Raw genomic sequence first — 22,090 nt, forward strand, 5'->3', positions numbered from 1 at the left:
TCTCAGGGAGTGTCGCGTTGCGGGCTCAGTAGTTCGTCGATGTACGACACCACTGAGTCAGCGGGCACTCCGGCCTTGTTGAACAAGCGTAAGCGTTGAAAAATGTGGTCGTAACGGGCCTGAGCGAGATCACGCTGGGCTTGGAAAACCTTGCGCACCGCTTCCAGCACATCAGCGTTGGTGCGGAGCCCGGAAGCCTGCCCTTTGAGCGTGCCCTCCAGCGCGGTGCGACTGGCGTCCAGTACATCTTCATACGCCAGCAGCTTGGACTTGCCCGTCTGAATGACCTGGAACAAACGGCTCACCTCCACCTCAAGGCTTCGCTTTTCATTCAGCCACTCCGCCTCAGCCTTTGCTTTTTCAGCGATTGCTTGCGTGACCGCAGCTTTCACTGCACCGCCGCTGTAAATCGGAATATTCAGCTGAAGACCAATCGCACTTTGGTTGACGGTCTGATTGAGACTGCTGACCGATTCGTTCCGGCTGTTGGACACACTGGCCACCAGGTCGAGCCGTGGCATATGACCCGCGTTGCTTCGGGCAATCAAGGCATCGGCTGCATCCACCAGGAAACGGCGCGCTTGGACGTCAGGATTGGCAGCTACCGCCTTCTCCTGCCACTCCTGGAGTGTGGCGGGCACCAGCGGTGGAGGGGTGAATTCATCCCCCAAACGCACCAAAAATGGCTGATTGAGACCTGTGAGGGCGTTGAGTGTCTCCCGGGCATTCGTCATCTGGTCTTTGGAATCCGCCCACTGCGCCATCGTCAGGCTCAGGTTGGCGCGGGCCTCGGCCACCTCGGTGCGGGTACCTTCACCTTGCTCAAAGCGTCGGCGCATCAAGTTGCGCTGGGCGACCGTGGCATGCACTTGTGCGTGCAAAGACAGGAAAGCATCTTCGGCCAGCATGCGCTGCAGGTAGGCCACGGCCAGTCGGTCTACCAGCTCTGCTTTGCGAGCGACAAAAGTTGCTTCTGCATTCCCGACTTGGGCATTGGCTTGGCGGACACGCGCCTTCCCCTCAAGGTTCAAGAGAGGCGCACGCAGGCTGATGCTTTGGGTAGGCGCCCGATAGTCGAGGTTGTTGGATTTGGACGCGCCACCGGCCACGTCATAGTCTTGGGTGCCTTGTACCGCGGTATCCGAGATGGTGGCATTCACAGATGGCAACACACTGCTGCGAGCCAGCGGCAATGCTTGCTGACCTGACGCCAGAGCGGCTTTGGCGGCCTGAAACTTGGCGTCATTTTCGAGCGCAGCCGCATAGGCCTTTTCAAACTCACCGGCATGCCCAGCGGAGATCCCGCTCCAGCAAACAAAACTTGCCAGTGCGATACGCCCCACCTGAGTACTGAACAGCTTCATGGCTCGATCAGGGCCCGATGCATGCGGTCCGTCAGTGGTTTGAGCAGGTAGCTCATGAATGTGCGTTCCCCTGTTTTGATGAATACGTCCGCCGGCATGCCGGCCTTCACTTCCTGATGCTGCAATTTTTGCATTCCGTCGGGCGTCACTTCAACTACCAGCTTGAAGTAGTTGGCATTCTGCCTTGAATCTGTGGCGGCATCGGCAGCGATCTGGACCACGCGTCCATTGATACGCGGCGTTGTCGCCTGATTCAGCGCGCTGAACAGGATGCTGACCTCCATGTCTACCTTGACCTTGTCAATGAGGTTGGTAGCCAGGGGCGTTTCTATCCGGAGTACGTCGTCCTTGGGGAAAATTTCCATGAGTGGCATGCCATTACTCACCACGCCGCCCACCGTATGGACACTCAGGCTCATGACGGTACCATTGACAGGGGCCCGCACCTCCGCGTTGTTCACCTCAAACTCCAGCCCCCGCATGCGTCCTTCCAACGAGGCCGCTTCGCGCTGAACATCGGACAACTGGGACTCAATGTCTTTGCGCTGCTCTTGCTGGCGGGCGGCAATTCTGGCGCGCCCCTCGGCAATGGCCTGGCGTGTCTTGCCAGCGCTATTGAGGTCCTCGGCCACGCCGCCCTGGATGCTGGCGAAAAGGCGCTCCTGCTCAGACACTCGGTTGCGAGGGTAGAAGCCATCATCCGCGAGGGACTTCTGATTGCGGAGCTCCTCACGCAGCATCCGGCTCTGGGTTTCTTTGGAATACTTCGCAGCTTCCTGGCCTTGCACCTGGTATTCCAAGCCTCTCAGGGCGGCTTCCATGCTTTGCAATTCGTTGCTGCGCAGCTGGCGGCGCGACTCCAAAAGCCGGCTTTGCAGGGCCATGACCTCGACGACGCGGGTGTCTTCGCCCAGTTCCAACAAAGCAGGTGGAAAGTCGATAGAAGCGCGCCCTCGCTGCTCAGCCTCCAAGCGAGCTTGGGTTGCCATGGCCACTAACCATTGGCCACGGACAATATCGAGCTGGGCCTTGGCCGATGTGTCGTCCAATCGCACAAGCACCTGCCCCGCCTGCACCTGTGCGCCATCGCGCACCAATATTTCGGACACTTTGCCGCCGGTCAAAGGCTGCACCAGCTTGCGACTGCCGCTTACCACCACGGTTCCTGAGGAGGAAACGGCAGCATCCAAGGGCGCCATGGTCGCCCAAGCCATGAAGGCACCAAACCCGAAGATGAGCAAGAGCCAGCCCCACCGGATAGGGCGCGCATCGTTCAGGTCGACCTGGACGGTCGTACCGAAGGGGGATTCGTTCAACAGCGTGCTCATGTCAATCACTGAACTTGAGGTTGAACGGCGGCATGCCGCTCGCCGGATCGGGCTCGGGCGCCGCTTTGCGCGCAGGTGGCTCCGCGCGCACGGGCTCTAAGGCAGGCGCGGGGGCCGACGGAGCCTGCTTGTTGACCAGGACAGGTGGTACCGCGCCACGAGGTGGCCCGGCGGAATTGGCTGCCGCAGGTACCGGCGCAGGCGCTTCCATTGCCCTGCCATTGAGGGCAGCCAACACCTCTTCGCGCGGGCCAAATGCAGCGATGACACCGTCACGCAACACCATCAATTTGTTGGCGGCCCCCAAGGCTGAAGGCCGGTGGGTGATGATGACCGAGGTACGCCCCCGGGAGGACAGGTCTTTGATGGCGTCCGTGAGGGCTTTTTCCCCCATGTCGTCCAGGTTGGAATTCGGCTCATCCAACACCACCAACACCGGGTTGCCATAGAGCGCTCGTGCCAGCGCGATGCGCTGGCGCTGCCCACCCGAGAGGGCCGCCCCGCCCGCACCTACTGGGGTGTCATATCCCTGTGGCAAGCGCAGGATTTGCTCATGAAAGCCCACACGTTGGGCGGCCACCACGACAAGCTGCGGATCTATCTCGCCGAAGCGGGCAATGTTTTCAGCCACTGTTCCGTCAAACAGTTCGATGTCCTGCGGCAGATAGCCAATGTATGGACCCAGCTCCTGCTTGTTCCAGCGGACCAAGTCTGCGCCATCCAGGCGCACGGTGCCGGAGAGTGCGGGCCAGATACCCACCAGCAGGCGTGCCAGTGTGGACTTGCCGGCGCCGCTGGCACCGATCACCGCCACCGAGTCGCCGGCCTGCAACTGGAAGCTGATCTGCTTGATGATGGCGGCCCGGCCACCGGGCGCTGCGGTGGCAACATTCTCAAACGCGACCTGCCCGCTCGGGGCGGGCAAGGGCATGGCGGGTGGACGCGCGGGGAAAAGAAGCAAAAGCTCTTTGAGCCTCTGGTACGCAGAGCCCGTGGCAACCAGAGAGGCCCAGTTACCCACCAATCCCTCCGCCGGCGCCAGCGCTCTGCTGGTCAGGAGAGACACGGCAATCATCATGCCCCCCGTCATCTTGCCCTCCAGCACCAGCAAGGCGGCCAGTCCCAGCGACAAAGACTGCATGGAAATGCGGACAAACTTGGTGAGGTTGCCCATGACCGCGGCCCTATCGCTTGCGCGGGCCTGCAGCCCGATTTCTTGCGTATGCAGCTTTTGCCAGCGGCGCTGAATCTGGCCCAGCATGCCCATGGCTTCAATGACCTCCACGTTTTGCAAATGGCTGCTGAGCTCCCGCTGGGATTGCATGCTGTATTTCTGGGCCTCACCCAACGCCGCCTTGGCCAGCTTTTCATTGAGCCACGTGATCGCCACCAGCACCAAGGCACCGGCCATGGTGAAAACTGCGACTTCACTGGAGAAAGATGCAATGATCAGCAAATACAAAGGCGCCCAGGGCGCGTCAAACACAGCAATCAAGCCAGGGCCTGTCAGCGATTGACGCAAGGTCGTCAGGTCATGAAGTGGCTGGGTGCTGCTGTTGCCGGGTTGGCGCAACATGCGCTCAAAGGTGGCACTCAGTACGCGCAAGCCCAGCAAATGGTCCAAACGGGCGCTAACGCGAACCAGTATCCAGGAGCGTATGGTTTCCAGCGCCGCCATGAAAAGATAAGCGCCCAGCACCAGAAGCGTCAGCACGAACAGTGTGGTTTCGTTGCGGCTGCCCAGTACGCGGTCATAGACCTGCATCATGTACAGCGAGGGGGCGAGCATCATCAGGTTCAGGAAGCCGCTGAATACGGCCACCGTCACAAACGCCGAGCGCAGCTGGCGCAACGCGTGCTTCAGCTCGTCAGGGGATGATGGGTTCGGGGAGACCATGAAGGAGGTGGTACGGATAGAGCCTTGTCGGCCACCATCTTACGTACGCACCTCTGAAGCTAGGCGTAGAACAGCGCCTGAAAAACCGCCCGTTTTCAGTGCAGAAACTGGCGCTGTCCTTCGAACCGTTGCTCGAAATGGGCCAGCCATGGCTCGGCCAGATAACGGATCTGGGCATCGTTGTGCAGGATGCGCTGCATGATCCGGGTTTTCTCGGCCCGGGACGCCGCATCTAGCTCTTCGCTGCGCGCCCGCTGGCGGAGTTGCTCAATCAGCACGGCGCAGGCTCCCTCGAAGCGCATGACGCCATCCCAGTCTTCTGCCTTGGCGGCTTCCAACATTTTGGCGCTGCTGTCTTCGATGGCCTTGTAAAAGTCAATCAGCATTTGTGGCATGGAGTGACCCCGCGGTTCAAACTGGTTGCAAGTAAGCAGGGCCGCTGCCATTGATTTGTTTCCACCCACTGGAGACCGGTTCCATGACGTGCTGGACTTCTTCAATGATGCGGATATCGCTCTTCAGGTTGGCAATCGTGAGGCGTTGCACACAGTAGGTGTACAAAGCGTGCAAGTTGGCTGCGAGTTCCCCACCGTCTTGCAAGTTCAGAGGGGCGATTAACCCCTCTTCGAATATTCGGACAGCGTGATTGATGTGCTTGCATTTGGCAGGGACGTCACCGGCTTGAATGGCGATCCGGGCGGCACCCAAGGCCTGGTTCAGAGCATCAAACAAAAGGACAACCAGCTTGTGCGGATCTGCGTTGTCAACAGCTGTCTCTATGCCTACGCGCTTGTAGGCAGTGGCTGAGCGGGAGCTGACGGAGGTAAACATGCTGCGATTCCTTGAGGAGATGCTCTAGTTATCGGCAGATGCTACGACAAATCAAGTGTTTCTCCCTCAGAAATGGCGGGGTTTTCCAGTTGCTACTTTTTTAGTAGCTACCCGCGCAATACTGACGCGCGCCAATGGCATTTTTGCCCATGCATTGAGTTTAGCTGGTCGACTTGTTCCAGGTGGTCACCTGCTGTGCCACATAGCTATTCAAGGCTGTGAGACTTGCCATTTTGGTATCCAGGGCCGCGTACTGCGCCTTGAGGCGGGTCTCCAGGTTGGAGGCGCGCGTATTGACTTTGGTTTGCTCGGTGGAATTGTTGTCTATGGCTTTTTTCACCGCATTGGTCTTGTTGGTGACCGTGCCAGTGGCTGCCAATAGACCATTGGCAAAATCCTTGATACGCAGACCAAAGCCGTTCGTTGCGTCCGAGCCACCGAAATTGGTGAACAGCAATTGGAGGTTGGCGACATCACTGAAGGCCGAAGTCAATCTGGTGCTGTTGAGCTCGAGGTCTCCCCCCAGCTTTGCGCTGATTCCGATGTCAGCAAGTCTGGAAAAAGTGGAGCCCGTTGAAGACGTGGACCCCATGAGATTTCGCAGCGCCCGCTGCAAGCCTGTGGCAACGGAATCGCCTTGCAGAGGACCTGCTGTTTTGGTGGCGGCGTCATAGGCCGTGGAGTCGTTCAGTGTCTGATTCAGCGCGTTGTATGCGCTGATGAAGTCCTGAATGTTCTTCGTCATGGCGGCAGTGTCCTTGGCTACGGTGACATCCACGGCGGTCGTTGTGACTTGTGACAGCGTCAACGTCAGACCGTCGACAACGTTGGTCAACGTATTTTTGGAAGATGAGACGGCGACGCCATTGATCGTGGCTTCTGCATTTTGCGGCGCCTGGTTCTGCGCCATGGCGAAGTTGCCTATGGTGTAGGACAAGCGGGACAAGTTGGATGGAACACTGATCGTGCCTCCGGCACCCTCGGTAGCCGTCACGGTAAATGCGCCGTCAGATCCTGTGTTGGTGGCTCGCAGCATCAAGTTGACCTTGCCCGAGCCGTCAGAAATGACACTCGCCGCGACGCCCAAGCCGGGGACTGCATTGATCTTGGCAGCGATCTGGGCCAGCGTACCTTCGCCGTCCGCGATGTTGATGTCTACCGCGGCATTGGAGCCGACTTTGATCGACAAAGTGCCATAACCCAGCTGGTCTGTGGCTGCGGGCAGCGCCGTGCTGCCGACGGTAGTCGGAAGTGCCAAGGACTGCGCTTTGGCCAACTTGGACACCTCTATGCTGTACGAAGCGGCTGCAGCCCCCGTCCCCGCCGTGGCCGATACCGCAGCGGTATTGGAGGAGGTTGCGGTGGTCCCTTTCCAATTGAGCACACTGGCCAGCTTGGAAGCGGCCGACGACAGGGTGGAGACTTGGGACTGAATGACCCCTACCGTGGAGAGCTGCGTCTGGAGCGCGGAAGCTTTGCTCTGCAAGGATTTGAGCGGCTGCTTTTCCAAGGCTGATAGCTGGGAAATGATGCTGGTCACATCCAGCCCACTGCCCAAACCTGTTGATGAAATAGCCATACCGAACCTCCAGACTGTTGCCAGCCACGATTATGGAGAGGCACTGTCACCTCTAAAGGCTCAATTAATCGGCAATCACCCGTCAAACTGAAATCCATCGCCCATAAAAAAAGCAACAACCGGATGAACGGTTGTTGCTTTGCAAGTTGTATCGGCCGCTGTGAGCGGCCGACGGGTGTCGCTTAACGCAACAGAGCCAGCACGCCCTGCGGCAACTGGTTCGCCTGAGCGACCATCGCGGTGCCAGCCTGCTGCAGGATCTGCGAGCGGGACAGGTTGGCAGTTTCTGCTGCGAAGTCTGCGTCCTGGATACGTGAACGCGATGCAGACAGGTTTTCGCTGGAAGTCTGCAAGTTGGTCACCGTGGACTCAAAGCGGTTTTGCACAGCACCCAATGCAGCGCGCTGGTCGCTGATCTGGGCCAGAGCGGCGTCGACTACTTTCAAGGCACTGTTGGCGCCGGTGACGGTACTCACCGACAAGGCAGCCACGGTGCTCAAAGAGCTTCCATTGGAGGCTGCCGCCAGCAAGGTCGTACCAGTATCGGTAGCAATCGAGAATCCAGACTTGGCATCAAAAGTGAGCTTTCCGCCAATAGTTGCAGTATCAGTTCCCAGAGCTGCGGTTGCTCCGCCGGTAGCTCCGGTCACTGTCGCGGTACCGATACCATCTGTAGCGGCTGCTTGCGTCGAGTCGATCTTGATGTCATTACCCTCCAAATCGGTCAGTACCAAGTTGCCGGCTTTGTCCGAAGTTGCAGTGATATTGGTAAGGCTGGACTGCGCATTGATGGCTTTGGCAATCGCTGACAAATCGGTAGCGTCGCTCACTGTAGCGGAGATGGCTACCGCTGTTGTGTTGGCGCCCTGCAGGGTAAACGAGATAGCACCCGCAGTAACGCCAGAAATAGTCGCCGTTGTTTTCGCAGTCGCAGTAATGCCAGTGGTCGCAGTGTTGGTGTTGACCTTGCCAGCAATCGACTTGGCACTCTCGTTGACGGCCACGTTCACCGTTGCGGTTGTGCCGTTTCCATTCAAAGTGAGCGCTTGTGCTGCGGTATTGTTCACCGCGGCAATAACCGCTCCGGAAATCGAACCGGCTGCCGTATTGCTGGACAATGTGTTATTCCCCAGATCCGCTGCCTTGGCGCTACCCACACCCACAGTGATGATCTGGTTGGCATTGGCGCCCACTTGGAACTGGGTACCGGTCAAGGTGCCGTCCAGCAGATTCAAGCCGTTGAACTGGGTGGTGGTTGCCACACGGTTGATTTCAGAGGTGAGCTGGGTCACTTCGTTCTGGATGGCTTCCCGGTCGCTCGCACTGTTCGTACCGTTGGCAGACTGAACCGCCAGTTCACGGATACGCTGCAAGTTGGAAGAGATGCTGCCCAACGCGCCTTCAGCTGTCTGCGTCAGGGAAATCGCATCATTGGAGTTACGGGCCGCTTGGGTCAGACCGCGGATCTGCGAGGTCATGCGGTCGCTGATCGCCAGACCCGCAGCGTCGTCCTTGGCGCTGTTGATACGCAAGCCGGAGGACAGGCGTTGCATGGATGTCGACAACGAAGACTGGGACATCGACAAGTTGCGTTGTGCGGTCAACGAGTTGATGTTGGTATTGATGGTGGAAGCCATTTTGGTAACTCCTTAAAAAGACTCACTTAATCCGGCGGAATGCCGATCTCAACGCCAGCATTGCTGCTGACACCATGACCGGCGCACCCCAGGAGATGCCTTCCGGACGACGAGCCCGCTATGAACCCGTTGGTTTTGTTTTCGGGAGTTCTCAAAAAAACTTTAGGTGAATCGGGAGTGGCTAGCCCATAACACGCCGCTTTAGCCCGGAAAAATCGATTAGCCGGGCATTTACACCCCACCTCTTGCATTTAAGGGTTTACCCCTATAAAGATTCTCCAAGTCGAAGGGATATGGCTGCTTTTCCGGGCGTTTATCCAGTTTTTGTCAAAAACGTGAATCTCCAGAATTCATCCCATCGTTACTGATTGTCTGCGGGTAAGCAGGCTTTGCAATCGGCGGCGACGCCGGTTCATTCTTTTTAGGAGTTTCGCAATGGCCTCAACTATCAACACCAATATCCAGTCGCTGACTGCGCAGCGCAATCTGTCCATGTCGCAAGCGTCTTTGACCACCTCGATGCAACGCCTGTCTTCCGGCTTGCGTATCAACAGCGCCAAGGACGACGCTGCGGGTCTGGCGATCAGCGACCGCATGACCTCGCAGATCCGCGGCCTGAACCAGGCAGCACGCAACGCCAACGACGGCATCTCTCTGGCTCAGGTGGCTGAAGGCGCTTTGGGCAGCACATCGAGCAACTTGCAGCGTATTCGCGAACTGGCTGTGCAGGCGGCCAACGGCACCAACAGCGCGAGCGACCGTTTGGCGCTGCAACAAGAAGTGTTGCAACTGACCACCGAAATTGCCCGCGTGGGTAACCAGACTGAATTCAACGGCTTGAAGCTGCTCGATGGCAGCTACACCACCCAACAGTTCCAGGTGGGCGCCAACGCCAACCAGACCATCGGCGTGAGCGTCACCAGTGCACGTGCCATCGACATGGGCAACAACCTGGTCAGCTCACAAACCACTGCGCCCAGCATGGCAACAGCCGCAGTGGGTGCCACGCTCGGTGCAGCTGTGAATGGTTTTGTTGCACAAACCCTGACACTGGCCGGCAACGGCACAGTCAATACGATTCCTGCAACCGGCACCCTGACAGCCGGCAGCAGCGCCAAATCAGTTGCGACAGCAATCAACGCCTTCACGGCCTTGAGCGGGGTAACCGCTGTCGCCACCACCAAGGCAACCATTTCCAACGTGACGACCGGCTCGGTGCAGTTTCAGCTGACAGGCTCCAACACAACCCCCATCGTTGTTTCGGCGACCGTCAATAACGCCAGCGACTTGGCACCTTTGGCACAAGCCATCAATGCACAAAGCGGAACCACAGGTATCACTGCGGTCGCGGACAAAACAGGCAATCTGGTTTTGACCCAAGCGGATGGAGATGACATCAAGCTTCAAAACCTGAACACCACGGGTGGACTGACCGGGGCCATCATCGTGGGCGAAGACACCTTGACACCCGTGAGTTTCCAACCAGCGACTGGCGGCACGGCCACTGCGACCTCCGACGTGGCAGTTGCCATTGGCGGCAAGGTGGCCTTGAACTCTTCCAACGGATTCACGATCTCCAGCACAGACACAACCGGAACCTTGATCGCAGGGGGGTCGGCAGGCAGCACACTGTCTTCCGTCGCTGCCATTGACATCAGTACGCAAGCAGGTGCGAATGCCGCCTTGCTGGTCGTCGATGGTGCTCTGGCATCGGTCAGTGCCAACCGGGCGCAACTCGGTGCGGTGCAAAACCGCTTCCTGACCACGATTGAGAACTTGCAAACGAACAGCGAAAACCTGTCGGCTTCGCGGTCACGTATCCAGGACGCTGACTTTGCGATGGAAACCGCCAACTTGTCACGCACCCAGATCCTGCAGCAAGCCGGCACGGCCATGGTGGCTCAGGCGAACCAGTTGCCACAAGGCGTGTTGCAGCTACTCAAAGGCTAAGTTGGGGGCCTCCCCGGCTTATGCCCGATGAGATTGTCCCGGCCCGGCGGGTCATGGGATGTTTTGCACTTTTCTTTGCGCACCCGCATGCGGGCTAGTTTGCGCACGGCCTGCAATGATCACTTCAGATATCGCGCTGGTTGCCGATATCCAAGGCACAGGTGCCGGCTCAAGCCGCCCCAGCCCCAACCCGATTCGCGCTTGTAGGATTTTTCCCTACAGGGCGTACATGCGTTTCTGACACGCGGATTAGCCTTCTTCTGATTCAAGTTCCGGGCCCTCCCGCCCAAAATTCGCTCCATGGTGATTTAAACAAATCGCCCCCAACCAGGAGCTGAATCATGCGTAACGAACAAATCCTCGCCGAGATCCGCGAGGCCAACATGACCTACCTCATGCTGGCACAAACCCTCATCCGCCAAGACAAAGCCGAAGCGCTTTTTCGTTTGGGTATGTCGGAAGAAGCTGCTGACCTGATCGGCGCACTCTCCCCCGCACAAATCATGCGCATTGCCTCCGGCAACATGTTGTTGTGCCGCTTCCGTGTTGATGACGACATCGTCTGGAATCTGCTGACCAACCACTCGGTCAACAAGGTCGACAACGACGCCACCACCAAGCTTCACGCCAGCATCTTGATGGCCGGCCGCTTCGCCGAAGCCGTCTAAAGCCCCCAAGCCTCACCCAATTTTGTCTAGGAGCAGCACCATGGCAACCCAGAAAAGTGTTTTGAACGATTCCAAGCAAGTGGAACGCGCAGTGTCTTTGATTCAGCTGGGCGCGCGGCTGCAAGTGCTGGAGAGCGAAACCGAGTTGTCGTATGAGCGCTTGCTGCGCCTGTACAAGGAAGTGGCAGGCCGCTCCCCCAGCAAAGGCCAACTGCCGTTCTCAACTGAATGGTTCCTGACATGGCAGCCCAATATTCATGCGTCTCTCTTCCAGAATACGTATGAGTACCTGACCAAAGTCAGCGCGATGGAAGACATCGACGCCATCATGGCGGCCTACCGGCTCTATACAGAGCAGATTTCGGCCTGTGGTGTCGAGCCCCTCTTGTCCATCACCCGTGCATGGCGTCTGGTCAAGTTCATTGACAACAACATGCTTTCCATGACCAAGTGCTCCAAGTGCGGCGGCCACTTTGTCTCGGAGGCATATGAAAACTCCCGCCATTTCGAGTGCGGACTGTGCAGTCCCCCGGCCCGCGCCGGCAAGGGTGCGTCTGCCGGAGGCATCCTGCTGCACTAAGCTATTAAATTGATAGCTGCTCGCGCATATTCCATGGGCGCAAGAGGCCTATTTGAATAGAAATTCAAGCTGGCTTCGTGGTTGGACGATATGATAGGCAAGGGCCGAAAAGCCCCGCTGTTCAACCCTTGAAGCCACCGGCTTCCCTGTCACAATGAAGCTATGTTTGTAATCGTCGGCTGGCTTATCTGTCTTGGTTGCGTCTTCGGGGTGTTTATCGCTCACGGGGGCAACATCGGCGTGGTACTGCACGCACTCCCCTTTGAGTTGATCACCATCGGGGGAGCCACTATTGGCGCTTTCGTGGCGAACAACCAAATGAAGGTCATCAAGAAAACCATGGCCGGTTTGGGTGCCTGCTTCAAAGGCAGCAAGTACACCAAAGCGCGCTATATGGAACTCTTGGCGCTGCTGTTTGACATTCTGCAGAAGGCCCGAAAAGAGGGCCTGATGGCGATTGAAAAGGATGTGGAAGAGCCGGAGCAGTCGGAAATCTTCAAAAAGTATCCGACCGTGGGCTCAGACCATCACGTCATCGAGTTCATTACCGACTATCTGCGCATGATGGTCTCGGGCAACTTGAACGCCCACGAGATTGAATCCATCATGGACAGCGAGATCGAAACCCACCACCACGAAGAACACGCTGCGGTTGCTGCGATCCAGCGGATTGCAGGCGGCTTGCCCGCGTTCGGAATTGTGGCTGCGGTGTTGGGTGTGGTGAACACCATGGGTTCGGTGGGTCAACCCCCCGCTGTGTTGGGCGGCATGATCGGCTCCGCGCTGGTGGGTACCTTCCTGGGAATTTTGCTGGCCTATGCATTTGCCGAACCCTTGGCGGGACTGCTGGAGCAAAAGGTCGAAGAAGGCAGCAAAGAATTCCAATGCATCAAGACCACCTTGCTGGCCAGCATGCAGGGCTACAACCCATCCACCGCGATTGAATTCGGCCGCAAGGTGCTGTATTCCACGGAGCGCCCCACCTTTGGTGAGCTGGAGGCGCATGTCAAAAAGAAATAAGAGCAGGGGTGCCTGAGCATGGCCGGAGACGCCAAGAAACTCCAGCCGATCATCATCAAGCGGGTCAAGAAAGGCGGCCACGCTGCGCACGGTGGCGCCTGGAAGATTGCGTATGCCGACTTCGTGACCGCCATGATGGCCTTCTTTTTGCTGATGTGGCTGCTAGGTAGCACCACTGAAGGCGACAAAAAAGGCATATCAGATTATTTTCAATCCCCTCTGAAAGTCGCATTGCAAGGTGGCGCAGGTGCAGGTGCCAGCAACAGTGTGATCACCGGTGGTGGTAACGATTTGACCCAATCAGCCGGTCAATCCCGGCGCGGCGAAGGATCCGATGCCAAAGCCAAAAAAAGTGCCGGCGAACAGCGCAAGGCCGAACGCGCCAAGAAAGATGCCCAGACGCTGGCTGCGCTGGCCGCAAAAATTGCCAGCACCATCTCCAACAACCCCAAAATGGCGGAGTTCAGCTCCCAGATCAAGCTGGAGATCACACCGGACGGACTCCAGATTCAAATCGTGGATGACCAACGGCGGCCGATGTTTGACATTGGCAGCTCCAGCGTCAAACCCTATATGCGTGACATATTGAAAGAAATCGGGGTCACACTGGCCGACGTGGACAACAAAATCAGCCTGGACGGCCACACCGACCAGACACCCTATGGCAACGCCGCCCGCGGCTACAGCAACTGGGAACTCTCGGCGGACCGGGCCAATGCCAGTCGACGTGAACTGATCGCTGCCGGCATGCCTGAAAATAAGCTGGCACGGGTTGTAGGCATGGCGTCGAGTTTGTTGGCGGACCCTCAAAATCCCTTGAGCCCGGCAAACCGCCGCATTAGTATTCTGGTCATGACCAAAGAGGCCGAAGAAAGGCTGCTAGGTGGCGCAGTGGTTCCGCTGGAGGCGGAAACAGAGAATGTGCCGCCAGCAACAGGAAATACACAAGCCAGTCCGTGAAATCTCTAAAATTCAGTCATACTCGTTAAAATCGAAAACCGTACGGCCAAAGGTTACCTATGTCTAAAGATTTGCGCTTTCTCATCGTCGATGACTTCTCCACCATGCGACGGATCGTGCGAAACCTCCTGAAAGAAAGCGGCTATTCGGACGCAGATGAAGCAGAAGACGGTGTTGCGGCACTGCAAAAGCTGCGCAACAGCAGCTTCGATTTCGTGGTGAGTGACATCAACATGCCCAATATGAATGGGTTCCAATTGCTGGCAGAAATCAAGAAAGACGAAAAGCTCAAGCACATCCCCGTATTGATGGTGACTGCTGAAGCCCGCAAGGAAGACATCGTGCTGGCTGCGCAGCAAGGCGCATCCGGCTACATCGTGAAACCTTTCACCAAGGCCACGCTGGAAGACAAGGTCAATCACATCTTGACCAAAATGGGCCTGAAGTAATCATGTCCGCCGACACCACACCCTCCGCACCTGCGCTCAGCACCGTTGAAGTACATCAACAGTTGGGCGCATTGACCCGCCAGTTGCACGACTCCCTGAATGGTTTGGGTCTGGCAGACAAAGTGAAAGATTGGGCGGGTGAGCTCCCCGATGCCAAAAGCCGCCTTTCCTACATTGCGCGCCTGACCGGTCAGGCTGCGGAAAAAGTACTCAACCAAGTCGACCAGGCCAAAGAACAGCACGATTTCATTGCCGCGGAAACCCGCCGTATCGGAGAGCTCATCGTCAAAGACCCGGTCGCAGCAGTCGCCAAGGGACATGTGATGAACTTCATCACCGATGTGGACCAAGCCAGCAAGAAGGTGGATGCACACTTGACCGAAATCATGATGGCACAAGACTTTCATGACCTGACCGGCCAGGTGATTGCCAAAGTGGTAAATCTCGCGGCCACCATTGAAGAGCAATTGGTTTTGCTCCTGATTCAAACGGCCCCACCGGAAGCGGCGGTCAAAGCATCAGCGACGCCAGCCGAGTATGTTCCTGCACTGGCAGGTCCTGTCGTGGATGGACAGAGCAACCAGGAAGTGGTGACAGACCAGTCCCAGGTGGACGATTTGCTGGCCAGTCTCGGCTTCTAAACAGCCTGAATGAAGGGGCGGAAAGCCCCTCTTTTCACCCTTTAGTTTCAGAGGGTGCTCGCGACAATGGTGAGAACGAAAGAGTCTCACCACCATGGAACAAGGCAGCCAAGATCGCAATTTACCGGCCTCCGAACGGAAGCTAAAGAAGGCACGCGACGATGGCCAAGTCAGTCGTTCGCAGGACCTGTCGCACCTCGCGGTTTTGGGTGCGGGTGCCGTCGCCGTTCTCTCCCTCTCCCCTATCCTGTTTGAGCAACTCAAGCTCAGCATGGTTCAGCAACTCAGCTTTGACGCTGAAACCGTGCGACGCACGGGGACCATGGTTCAGCGCCTGGGTGATGCCAGCACTATCGGCACAGCCGGTTGCGTGGCCTTTGCTGCCATCGTCATGACCGCAGCCATCTTGGGGGCAGTGGCTTCAGGTGGCTGGGTCAATAGCCTCAAACCCCTGATGCCGGACTTCTCCAGGCTGAACCCGCTCTCCGGATTCGCAAACCTTTTCTCCAAAAAGAAACTGCTGGACACGGCAAAGATGGTGCTGATGACTGCCATTCTGTTTGTGATTGCAGGCCTCTTCCTCAAGTCCGGCATGCAGGAAATGGCGGCGATATTGCTGCAACCCTCACCCGCTGCGATCAGTCACCTCACCCAGTGGATGACCGGCGGACTGGGGCTGATGCTGCTCGTGATTCTTCTGGCGGCCATGGTCGATGTGCCGCTGCAATTGTTCCTGCACAAGGACCAGATGAAGATGTCCCATCAGGAAGTCAAAGAGGAAGGCAAAGAGTCCGACGGCAACCCTCAGCTCAAGGGAAAGATCCGACAAAAGCAACGCGAGATGGCCCAAAAGAGCAGTGTGGGCGCAGTCCCCAAAGCGGACTTCGTGGTGATGAACCCCACCCACTTTGCAGTAGCCATTCGCTACGACGAAGCCACTATGCGCGCGCCGCGCGTCGTCTCCAAAGGCGCGGATCTGCTGGCCATGAAGATCCGTGATGTGGCCAAGCAACACTCAATTCCGGTCTTGCAATCCCCCATGTTGGCGCGTGCCCTATACGCCAACGCGGAACTGGATCAGGACATTCCTTCCACGCTGTACACCGCCGTTGCCCAGGTGCTGGCTTACGTGTACCGCTTGCGCGCCGCCATGCGTGGCGAAGGTGTGATGCCCACCGAAGTTCCGCAACCCTTTGTTCCGCCTGAACTGGATCCCCTGTCCAAGACCTTGAAGGCAGCCACCCTATGAACGCCCCATTGAAATCATTCCAACAGTGGTACGCCAGCAATGCCGGCGTGATGCAAGGTGCGGCTGCGCCCATGCTGGTGGTGGCCATTCTGGCCATGATGGTTCTGCCCCTGCCTCCGCTGTTGCTGGACATGTTCTTCACGATCAACATCGCCGTGGCGCTGATGGTGATGATGGTGGCGGCCTACATGATCCGTCCGCTGGACTTTGCCGCCTTCCCCTCGGTCCTGTTGTTGACGACCCTGATGCGCCTCTCGCTCAACGTGGCATCCACACGGGTGGTATTGCTGGAAGGCCATACCGGCCCTGGCGCAGCGGGTGCAGTCATTGAAGCGTTCGGCCACTTTCTGATCGGCGGCAACTTCGCTGTCGGTCTGATTGTGTTTGCCATCCTGGTGGTGATCAACTTTGTCGTCGTCACCAAAGGCTCCGAACGCATTGCCGAAGTATCTGCCCGCTTTACCCTGGATGCGATGCCGGGAAAACAGATGGCAGTGGATGCCGACCTGAATGCGGGACTGATCGATGAAAAGGAAGCCAAACGCCGCCGCGCTGAAATCGGCGAAGAGGCGGAATTCTTCGGCTCCATGGACGGCGCCTCCAAATTTGTTCGTGGCGATGCGATCGCGGGCATCCTGATCCTGTTGATCAACATCTTCGGTGGATTCGCCATCGGTATCTTGCAGCACGACCTGAGCGCATCCCAAGCCGCCAACTCCTACATCCTGCTGGCTGTCGGTGACGCTTTGGTAGCGCAGATTCCCGGTTTGCTGATCTCTGTGGCTGCCGCCATGGTGGTCTCCCGCGTCGGCAAAGACAAGGACATCGGCAAGCAGATCGTCGGGCAGATGTTTGTGTCTCCCAAAGTCTTGGGTATCACCGCGGTGATCATGTTGATCCTCGGCTTGATCCCCAACATGCCGCACTTTGTGTTCCTGAGTATCGGTGCCGTCTTGGCATACGGGGCATGGGCTCTGGCCAATCGTCCCATCCCCACGGAGGCTGACATTGCACCTGCAGCGCCTACCGGTGACGGCGATGCCACCTGGGATGACTTGCAACCCGTTGATCAGTTGGGGCTTGAGCTTGGTTACCGCCTGATCGCGCTGGTAGACAAAACCCGCCAAGGTGACTTGCTGAACCGCATCAAAGGGGTACGCCGCAAGTTTGCACAAGAAGTGGGATTCCTCCCCCCTCGGTCCATGTACGTGACAACCTGGAGCTCAAGCCCAGTGCTTACCGCATTACCTTGCGCGGTGTCATCGTCGGCGAGGGCGAGGCTTTTCCGGGCATGTACCTCGCAATCAACCCTGGCGGCATCACCACGCCGCTCATTGGAACCGCCACCACCGACCCTGCCTTCGGACTGCCCGCACACTGGATCGACGAACGCCAAAAGGAAGCCGCGCAAATGGCCGGATTTACGGTGGTTGATTCCGAGACTGTCATGGCAACCCATTTGTCACACTTGATGCAAGTCCAGGCCTCAAAGCTTTTGAGCCGGACAGAAACGCAACAACTCGTGGAACACGTGGCAAAACTTGCTCCCAAATTGATAGAAGAGGTCGTTCCCAAAATGGTCTCCATCGCAGTCTTCCAGAAGGTGCTGCAGCTGCTGCTGGACGAGTCGGTGCATATCCGCGATATCCGGACCATCATCGAATCCATCGCAGAACATGCACCTTCCACCAGCGACCCGGTCGAGCTCGCCAAACGGGTCCGCGTGGCACTGTCTCCAGCGATCGTGCAGCAGATTTACGGCCCAACCCGGGAGCTCAATGTCATTGCTATCGACCCGGGTCTGGAACGCTTGCTGGTGCAAGCCTTGGGCAGCGCCTCCGGCTCCGCACTGGACCCCGGTGTTGCCGACATGCTCAGCCGCAATGCGGCTGAGACAGCCATGAAACAAGAAGAGGTGGGCGTACCCGCCTGCTTGCTGGTTCCGGACCAGATACGCGGTGCGATCTCGCGCTTGGTTCGCCGGGTCGCACCCCGCTTGCAAGTCCTTGCTCACAGTGAAATCCCTGAAACCCACACGATCCGTATCGGTCCGATCTTGAGAGGCGCCACATCATGAACGTCCAACGCTTTACCGCAGCCACTTCCCGCGAAGCACTTGCCAAAGCACGACAAGCCTTCGGAGAGGGAACTCTGATTCTTTCCAACCGCCCCACGGCAAACGGTGTGGAAGTCGTTGCAACAGCGGAAGACAGCCTCGCGACCCTGGAGTCCGCTGTCAGCGCTGCTGGCTCCCGCTCCGGCAACACGCCACAGCGTCAACCACAGGCACAGCCCAGCTACCGCGAAGTCGCCAGCAAAGTGGAAGAGGACGCCGAGCAACTCGCGATGAGCACGCTGTCTTTCCAAGACTATGTCCGTGAACGCATGTTGCGCCGGCGCGCCGAGGCTGCGCAAGTGCAAAAACCAGCTCCTACAGCTATGCCTGCGCCCATGCCTGTCTCTGCTGAACCGGTGCAAGCCGAACGCCCACGCCCCACTTTGACGCAACGTATTGCCATGGACATCGAGGCTCAGCCCCAGCGTCCATCCACACAGCGCAAAGCACAAGCTACACCACAAGCACCTGCTGTCAACAAAATCGTCATGGACGAATTGCACGCGATGAAGGAGCTGATTGAAGACCGCTTCAACACCCTCACTTGGTTGGGCCAAGCCAAGCAAAACCCGATTCAGTCCAACATGATGTTGAAGATGATCCGGGCCGGCTACTCACCGACCCTGTCTCGCGCCATTCTGGAACGTTTGCCAGAAGAAATGGATGCGTCTGAATCCGTGCGCTGGGTAATGGATGTCTTGGAGCGCAACCTGCGCACGGACGCAGACTTGCCCTCCCTCCATGAAGAAGGTGGCGTGTTTGCCCTCATTGGCGCGACCGGTGTAGGCAAGACCACAACGGCGGCCAAACTTGCCGGGCTGTGCGCCCGCACCTATGGCCCCGGCAGCGTGGGCCTGATCACCCTGGACACGTACCGCATTGGGGCTCACGAGCAATTGCGCGCTTACGGCAAGATGCTGGGAGTAGTAGCACATCTGGCACACGACAAGGCCGCGCTCCAGGATTTGCTGGGACTCCTCTCCAACAAGAAAATGGTGTTGATTGACACCACCGGCATCGCGCCGCGTGACCCCCGCAAACGTGAACTCCTGGAGTTGCTGGACCTGCCGGAAATCAAACGCCTGCTGGTGTTGAATGCCGGCGGACATGGCGACACTCTGGATGAAGCCGTCGGCTGTTTCAAAGGCACCAGTTCCCAACAAGTCATCCTTTCCAAAACAGATGAAGCCGTTAAATTGGGGCCGGCCATTGATGCCTGCATACGCCACCAGTTGCTGCTGCGCGGGACAACGACCGGACAACGCGTACCAGAAGACTGGGAACCCGCTGTAGCCGCCAAGTTGGTGCGCAGTTCCATGCGCAGCACAGGTGTCTCGGCCTATGACCCGAAGACCAGCGACCTCGGCTTCTTCTTCAGCCAACCAGCCAACACCACAGCACACAAGGGGCGCATGGATGCATGACAGACCGCCGAACCAAGCCGCGGGCTTGATGGACTTTGCTGTGCCTCAAACCCCGAAACTCCTGGCCATGGTGAGCCATGGCGATGAGCAAGCAGAGCTCCCGCTCCTGCTCCGTGTGTGCGCTGCCTTGGTAGGCTTTGGCTACACCGTGACCGTGCTGGACGGATCAGTGCTTGAAACCCCGGAAAACCCGGGGCTTGAGCAACTGCTGAACTTCACGCTCCCAGCCCCCACCCACGATGATGCGCCCGGATGGAGCATCCTGCCTGCCGGGATTGGCCTGCAAAGTCTGTCTGCAGCCCACCGCCATGGCGGACCTGGCATTGGGGACTGCGGTTCGTTCTTTGCCCATGAAAGCATCGTGATCGTTTACGCCAATGCCCACAGCTTGACGCCCCTACTGAGAGGAAGCCAGGTTAGACCATTGCTCGCCATGTCTGCGGCCAAAACCTCTCTCTTGACTACGTATCTGGCTCTCAAGCGCTTGTTGCTCAAAGCAAAGGTTGAGCCTACCATCGTGAATATGGTGGATACAACCCGTATGGAGAGATCAAGCGCCGCATCGCCAACCAGCCTGAGCGATTGTGCGAAGTATTTTCTGAATTACGAAGTCAATCCGCTGCACATACCAGCACCCATTGGCGATGAACGCCCCTCTGCCAGCATAGAGCGGCTTTCATTGGGTCTGCTGGAAACCGCCATGCCGCTTGAGGCGGGATGGGCCTATGCTCCTCAACGTAACAGACAATCTTTCAGCACCGCAATGCCCGCAGGGAGACACTGATGTACACCGCCAAAGGGCAACTTGACCGCTCTGCACTGATCAAACAGTACCAACCCTTGGTGCGTCGGCTGGCGCATCACATGATGGCAAAGCTGCCCCCGAGCGTGGAAGTGGACGACCTGATCCAGGTCGGATTGATTGGCTTGTCCGATGCACTGTCCCGCTACGAAGCCTCACAGGGCGTGCAGTTTGAAACTTTCGCCACGCAGCGCATTCGAGGCGCCATGCTGGACGAGCTCCGCGAAAACGACTGGATGTCCCGCGGGTCTCGAAAGAGCCAAAAGGAAATAGAAACCGCATTGCGCAAACTCGAGCACAAGCTCGGACGCAGCCCGGCAGAATCCGAGATTGCTGCCGAACTGGGTATGTCATTAGCGGACTACCAATCGCTGTTGGGTAAGGTGCGCGGAACCCAGCTGGTCTATTTGGAGGATATGGCACGCCGCAACGAGGACGATGACACCTATCTGGACCGTCATGTGGCCGATCAGGACGCAGACCCGCTCAACATGTTGCGCGACCAGCGCCTGCGCCAATCCTTGGTTGAGGCTATCAAATGCCTGCCTGAGCGGGAGCAGTACATCATGAGCATGTACTACGAACAGGACATGAACCTCAAAGAGATTGCAGCGGTCTTGGACGTTACCGAGTCCCGTGTCTGCCAACTTCACAGTCAATCGATTGCGCGGCTGCGCGCCAAAATGCGATCTCACTGAATGCCAGCCGACAATGACTAAGGGCCCGCGAGGGCCCTTAGTCATTGTCGGCAAAGGAAGAAGATCACGCCGCGAATGTAGGTAGCCGCCCGGATGCCCTCGGGCCCGAGCCGTAAGTACCGCTACTAGCGTAGGTAGGCTCCACAGTTGCAGGTACCACCAAGTTCAATGCTTGCTCAACCAACATGGCTCGTCGCAAGAGATTGGCCCTTACGACCTGCAACCCTTCCGCCAATGCCTTTACACGTTGGGTCACGACACCATGGGCCAGCCCTTGGCGCTGCCATTGTTGCCAAACTTCAGACAAATTCACTGAAAGTTGTTGCACCTGTTCTGACAAAGAAGGCAAAACTTCGATGTCACCTGCGGCTACAGCAACCGCCAATTGATTGAAATGCGCTTCCAGTGCGTCGAAATATGAATCAGGCGTTGTGAGGTTCATGTCCAGGCCTTTGCATCAAATGGGATGCGCAGGCCTACAGCAGTTATCGCGTTGTGCGATCCAGCATCTCCTGCGCGTTGGAAAGTAGTTTGTCCGCAATCGCTTCGGCATTGACGGTGTATGTGCCATCCTGAATGGCAGCCTTTACCGAAGCAACTTTCGCGGTGTCCACATCGGCTTCGTTGCGTTCCGGCTTTTCCAGGGCCCGCGCCGCAGTAGAAACCGTGACAGCCACTCCAGCTGAACGTGTGCTTTGGGCTGCGTTGGTGTTCGCGTTGGCCGCCGCATTGCTGCTCTGTGCCGCTTTTTGGGCAGCACCGGACACCGTAGACGTTACGGAAGCGGGAATATCTGAAGGTTGACCAATTTTCATCGCGTTCTCCAAAACTACGGTAAGCGTAGCCTCGTACGAGAGTTATCGGTCCAATCATGGCGAACTTTAGGGTTTTTTGCAT

20 protein-coding genes and 1 pseudogene are annotated in these 22,090 nt (G+C 57.7%); 12 read left to right on the plus strand and 9 right to left on the minus strand.

The annotated features are described in order from the left end of the window. Window positions 1-2: 2 nt before the first annotated feature. From RAN89_RS00245 to RAN89_RS00275, 7 genes are all read right to left on the minus strand, one after another. Window positions 3-1,364, minus strand: a complete 1,362-nt coding sequence (locus tag RAN89_RS00245; RefSeq protein ID WP_313867715.1) for a TolC family outer membrane protein — start codon at window positions 1,362-1,364, stop codon at window positions 3-5. Continuing rightward, complete coding sequence (locus RAN89_RS00250) at window positions 1,361-2,692, minus strand: HlyD family type I secretion periplasmic adaptor subunit (RefSeq protein WP_313867716.1); 1,332 nt, start codon at window positions 2,690-2,692, stop codon at window positions 1,361-1,363. The genes RAN89_RS00245 and RAN89_RS00250 overlap by 4 nt, the downstream gene beginning before the upstream one ends. Before the next feature lies 1 nt (window position 2,693). Beyond that, window positions 2,694-4,589 (minus strand): type I secretion system permease/ATPase, encoded by a 1,896-nt coding sequence (locus tag RAN89_RS00255; RefSeq protein ID WP_313867717.1) that lies wholly within the window; start codon window positions 4,587-4,589, stop codon window positions 2,694-2,696. A gap of 95 nt (window positions 4,590-4,684) precedes the next feature. Further along, window positions 4,685-4,984, minus strand: a complete 300-nt coding sequence (locus RAN89_RS00260) for a flagellar protein FliT (RefSeq protein WP_087495218.1) — start codon at window positions 4,982-4,984, stop codon at window positions 4,685-4,687. Window positions 4,985-5,000: 16 nt separating this feature from the next. Then, window positions 5,001-5,420 (minus strand): flagellar export chaperone FliS, encoded by a 420-nt coding sequence (gene fliS / locus RAN89_RS00265; protein ID WP_313867718.1) that lies wholly within the window; start codon window positions 5,418-5,420, stop codon window positions 5,001-5,003. A gap of 160 nt (window positions 5,421-5,580) precedes the next feature. Next, a complete protein-coding gene (fliD, locus tag RAN89_RS00270) occupies window positions 5,581-6,999 on the minus strand; it encodes a flagellar filament capping protein FliD (protein WP_313867719.1) in 1,419 nt (472 codons plus the stop codon). A gap of 182 nt (window positions 7,000-7,181) precedes the next feature. Continuing rightward, window positions 7,182-8,579, minus strand: coding sequence for a flagellin N-terminal helical domain-containing protein (locus RAN89_RS00275; RefSeq protein WP_313869312.1), 1,398 nt, complete (start codon window positions 8,577-8,579; stop codon window positions 7,182-7,184). A 492-nt stretch (window positions 8,580-9,071) separates the two neighbouring features. Between RAN89_RS00275 and RAN89_RS00280 the strand changes: the two genes are divergently transcribed. The 12 genes and pseudogenes from RAN89_RS00280 (at window position 9,072) to RAN89_RS00335 (ending at window position 21,193) form a co-directional block, all read left to right on the plus strand. Next, window positions 9,072-10,586 (plus strand): flagellin N-terminal helical domain-containing protein, encoded by a 1,515-nt coding sequence (locus RAN89_RS00280; RefSeq protein ID WP_313867720.1) that lies wholly within the window; start codon window positions 9,072-9,074, stop codon window positions 10,584-10,586. Window positions 10,587-10,927: 341 nt separating this feature from the next. Then, window positions 10,928-11,254, plus strand: a complete 327-nt coding sequence (gene flhD / locus RAN89_RS00285; RefSeq protein ID WP_087495223.1) for a flagellar transcriptional regulator FlhD — start codon at window positions 10,928-10,930, stop codon at window positions 11,252-11,254. Between the two features lie 40 nt (window positions 11,255-11,294). Beyond that, window positions 11,295-11,834 carry a flagellar transcriptional regulator FlhC gene (flhC, locus tag RAN89_RS00290; RefSeq protein WP_087495224.1) on the plus strand — a complete coding sequence of 180 codons (540 nt, stop codon included), beginning with the start codon at window positions 11,295-11,297 and terminating at the stop codon, window positions 11,832-11,834. Window positions 11,835-11,996: 162 nt separating this feature from the next. Continuing rightward, entirely contained in the window at window positions 11,997-12,854 is an 858-nt protein-coding gene (gene motA / locus RAN89_RS00295) for a flagellar motor stator protein MotA (protein WP_313867721.1), read from the plus strand. Window positions 12,855-12,872: 18 nt separating this feature from the next. Beyond that, entirely contained in the window at window positions 12,873-13,814 is a 942-nt protein-coding gene (motB, locus tag RAN89_RS00300; protein WP_313867722.1) for a flagellar motor protein MotB, read from the plus strand. Between the two features lie 59 nt (window positions 13,815-13,873). Next, window positions 13,874-14,263, plus strand: a complete 390-nt coding sequence (gene cheY, locus RAN89_RS00305) for a chemotaxis response regulator CheY (protein ID WP_313867723.1) — start codon at window positions 13,874-13,876, stop codon at window positions 14,261-14,263. A gap of 2 nt (window positions 14,264-14,265) precedes the next feature. Further along, on the plus strand, window positions 14,266-14,904 hold the full coding sequence (locus RAN89_RS00310; RefSeq protein WP_313867724.1) for a protein phosphatase CheZ: 639 nt from the start codon (window positions 14,266-14,268) through the stop codon (window positions 14,902-14,904). 94 nt (window positions 14,905-14,998) lie between these two features. Then, window positions 14,999-16,153, plus strand: coding sequence for an EscU/YscU/HrcU family type III secretion system export apparatus switch protein (locus RAN89_RS00315; protein ID WP_313867725.1), 1,155 nt, complete (start codon window positions 14,999-15,001; stop codon window positions 16,151-16,153). A 131-nt stretch (window positions 16,154-16,284) separates the two neighbouring features. After that, window positions 16,285-18,230 (plus strand): annotated as a pseudogene (flhA, locus tag RAN89_RS00320) (flagellar biosynthesis protein FlhA). Beyond that, on the plus strand, window positions 18,227-19,693 hold the full coding sequence (gene flhF, locus RAN89_RS00325; protein ID WP_313867726.1) for a flagellar biosynthesis GTPase FlhF: 1,467 nt from the start codon (window positions 18,227-18,229) through the stop codon (window positions 19,691-19,693). Before flhA ends, flhF begins: the two are co-directional and overlap by 4 nt. Further along, on the plus strand, window positions 19,686-20,477 hold the full coding sequence (locus RAN89_RS00330) for a hypothetical protein (RefSeq protein ID WP_313867727.1): 792 nt from the start codon (window positions 19,686-19,688) through the stop codon (window positions 20,475-20,477). The genes flhF and RAN89_RS00330 overlap by 8 nt, the downstream gene beginning before the upstream one ends. Next, a complete protein-coding gene (locus RAN89_RS00335) occupies window positions 20,477-21,193 on the plus strand; it encodes an RNA polymerase sigma factor FliA (RefSeq protein WP_313867728.1) in 717 nt (238 codons plus the stop codon). The genes RAN89_RS00330 and RAN89_RS00335 overlap by 1 nt, the downstream gene beginning before the upstream one ends. Before the next feature lie 64 nt (window positions 21,194-21,257). Here RAN89_RS00335 and RAN89_RS00340 read toward each other — a convergent pair whose 3' ends face one another. Continuing rightward, window positions 21,258-21,635, minus strand: a complete 378-nt coding sequence (locus tag RAN89_RS00340) for a hypothetical protein (protein ID WP_313867729.1) — start codon at window positions 21,633-21,635, stop codon at window positions 21,258-21,260. Between the two features lie 43 nt (window positions 21,636-21,678). Beyond that, window positions 21,679-22,008: a flagellar biosynthesis anti-sigma factor FlgM gene (gene flgM / locus RAN89_RS00345; protein ID WP_313867730.1), complete on the minus strand. Its 330-nt coding sequence runs from the start codon at window positions 22,006-22,008 to the stop codon at window positions 21,679-21,681. Window positions 22,009-22,090: the final 82 nt, after the last annotated feature.

The organism is Rhodoferax mekongensis (assembly GCF_032191775.1).
In the GTDB taxonomy this organism is placed as follows: domain Bacteria; phylum Pseudomonadota; class Gammaproteobacteria; order Burkholderiales; family Burkholderiaceae_C; genus Allorhodoferax; species Allorhodoferax mekongensis.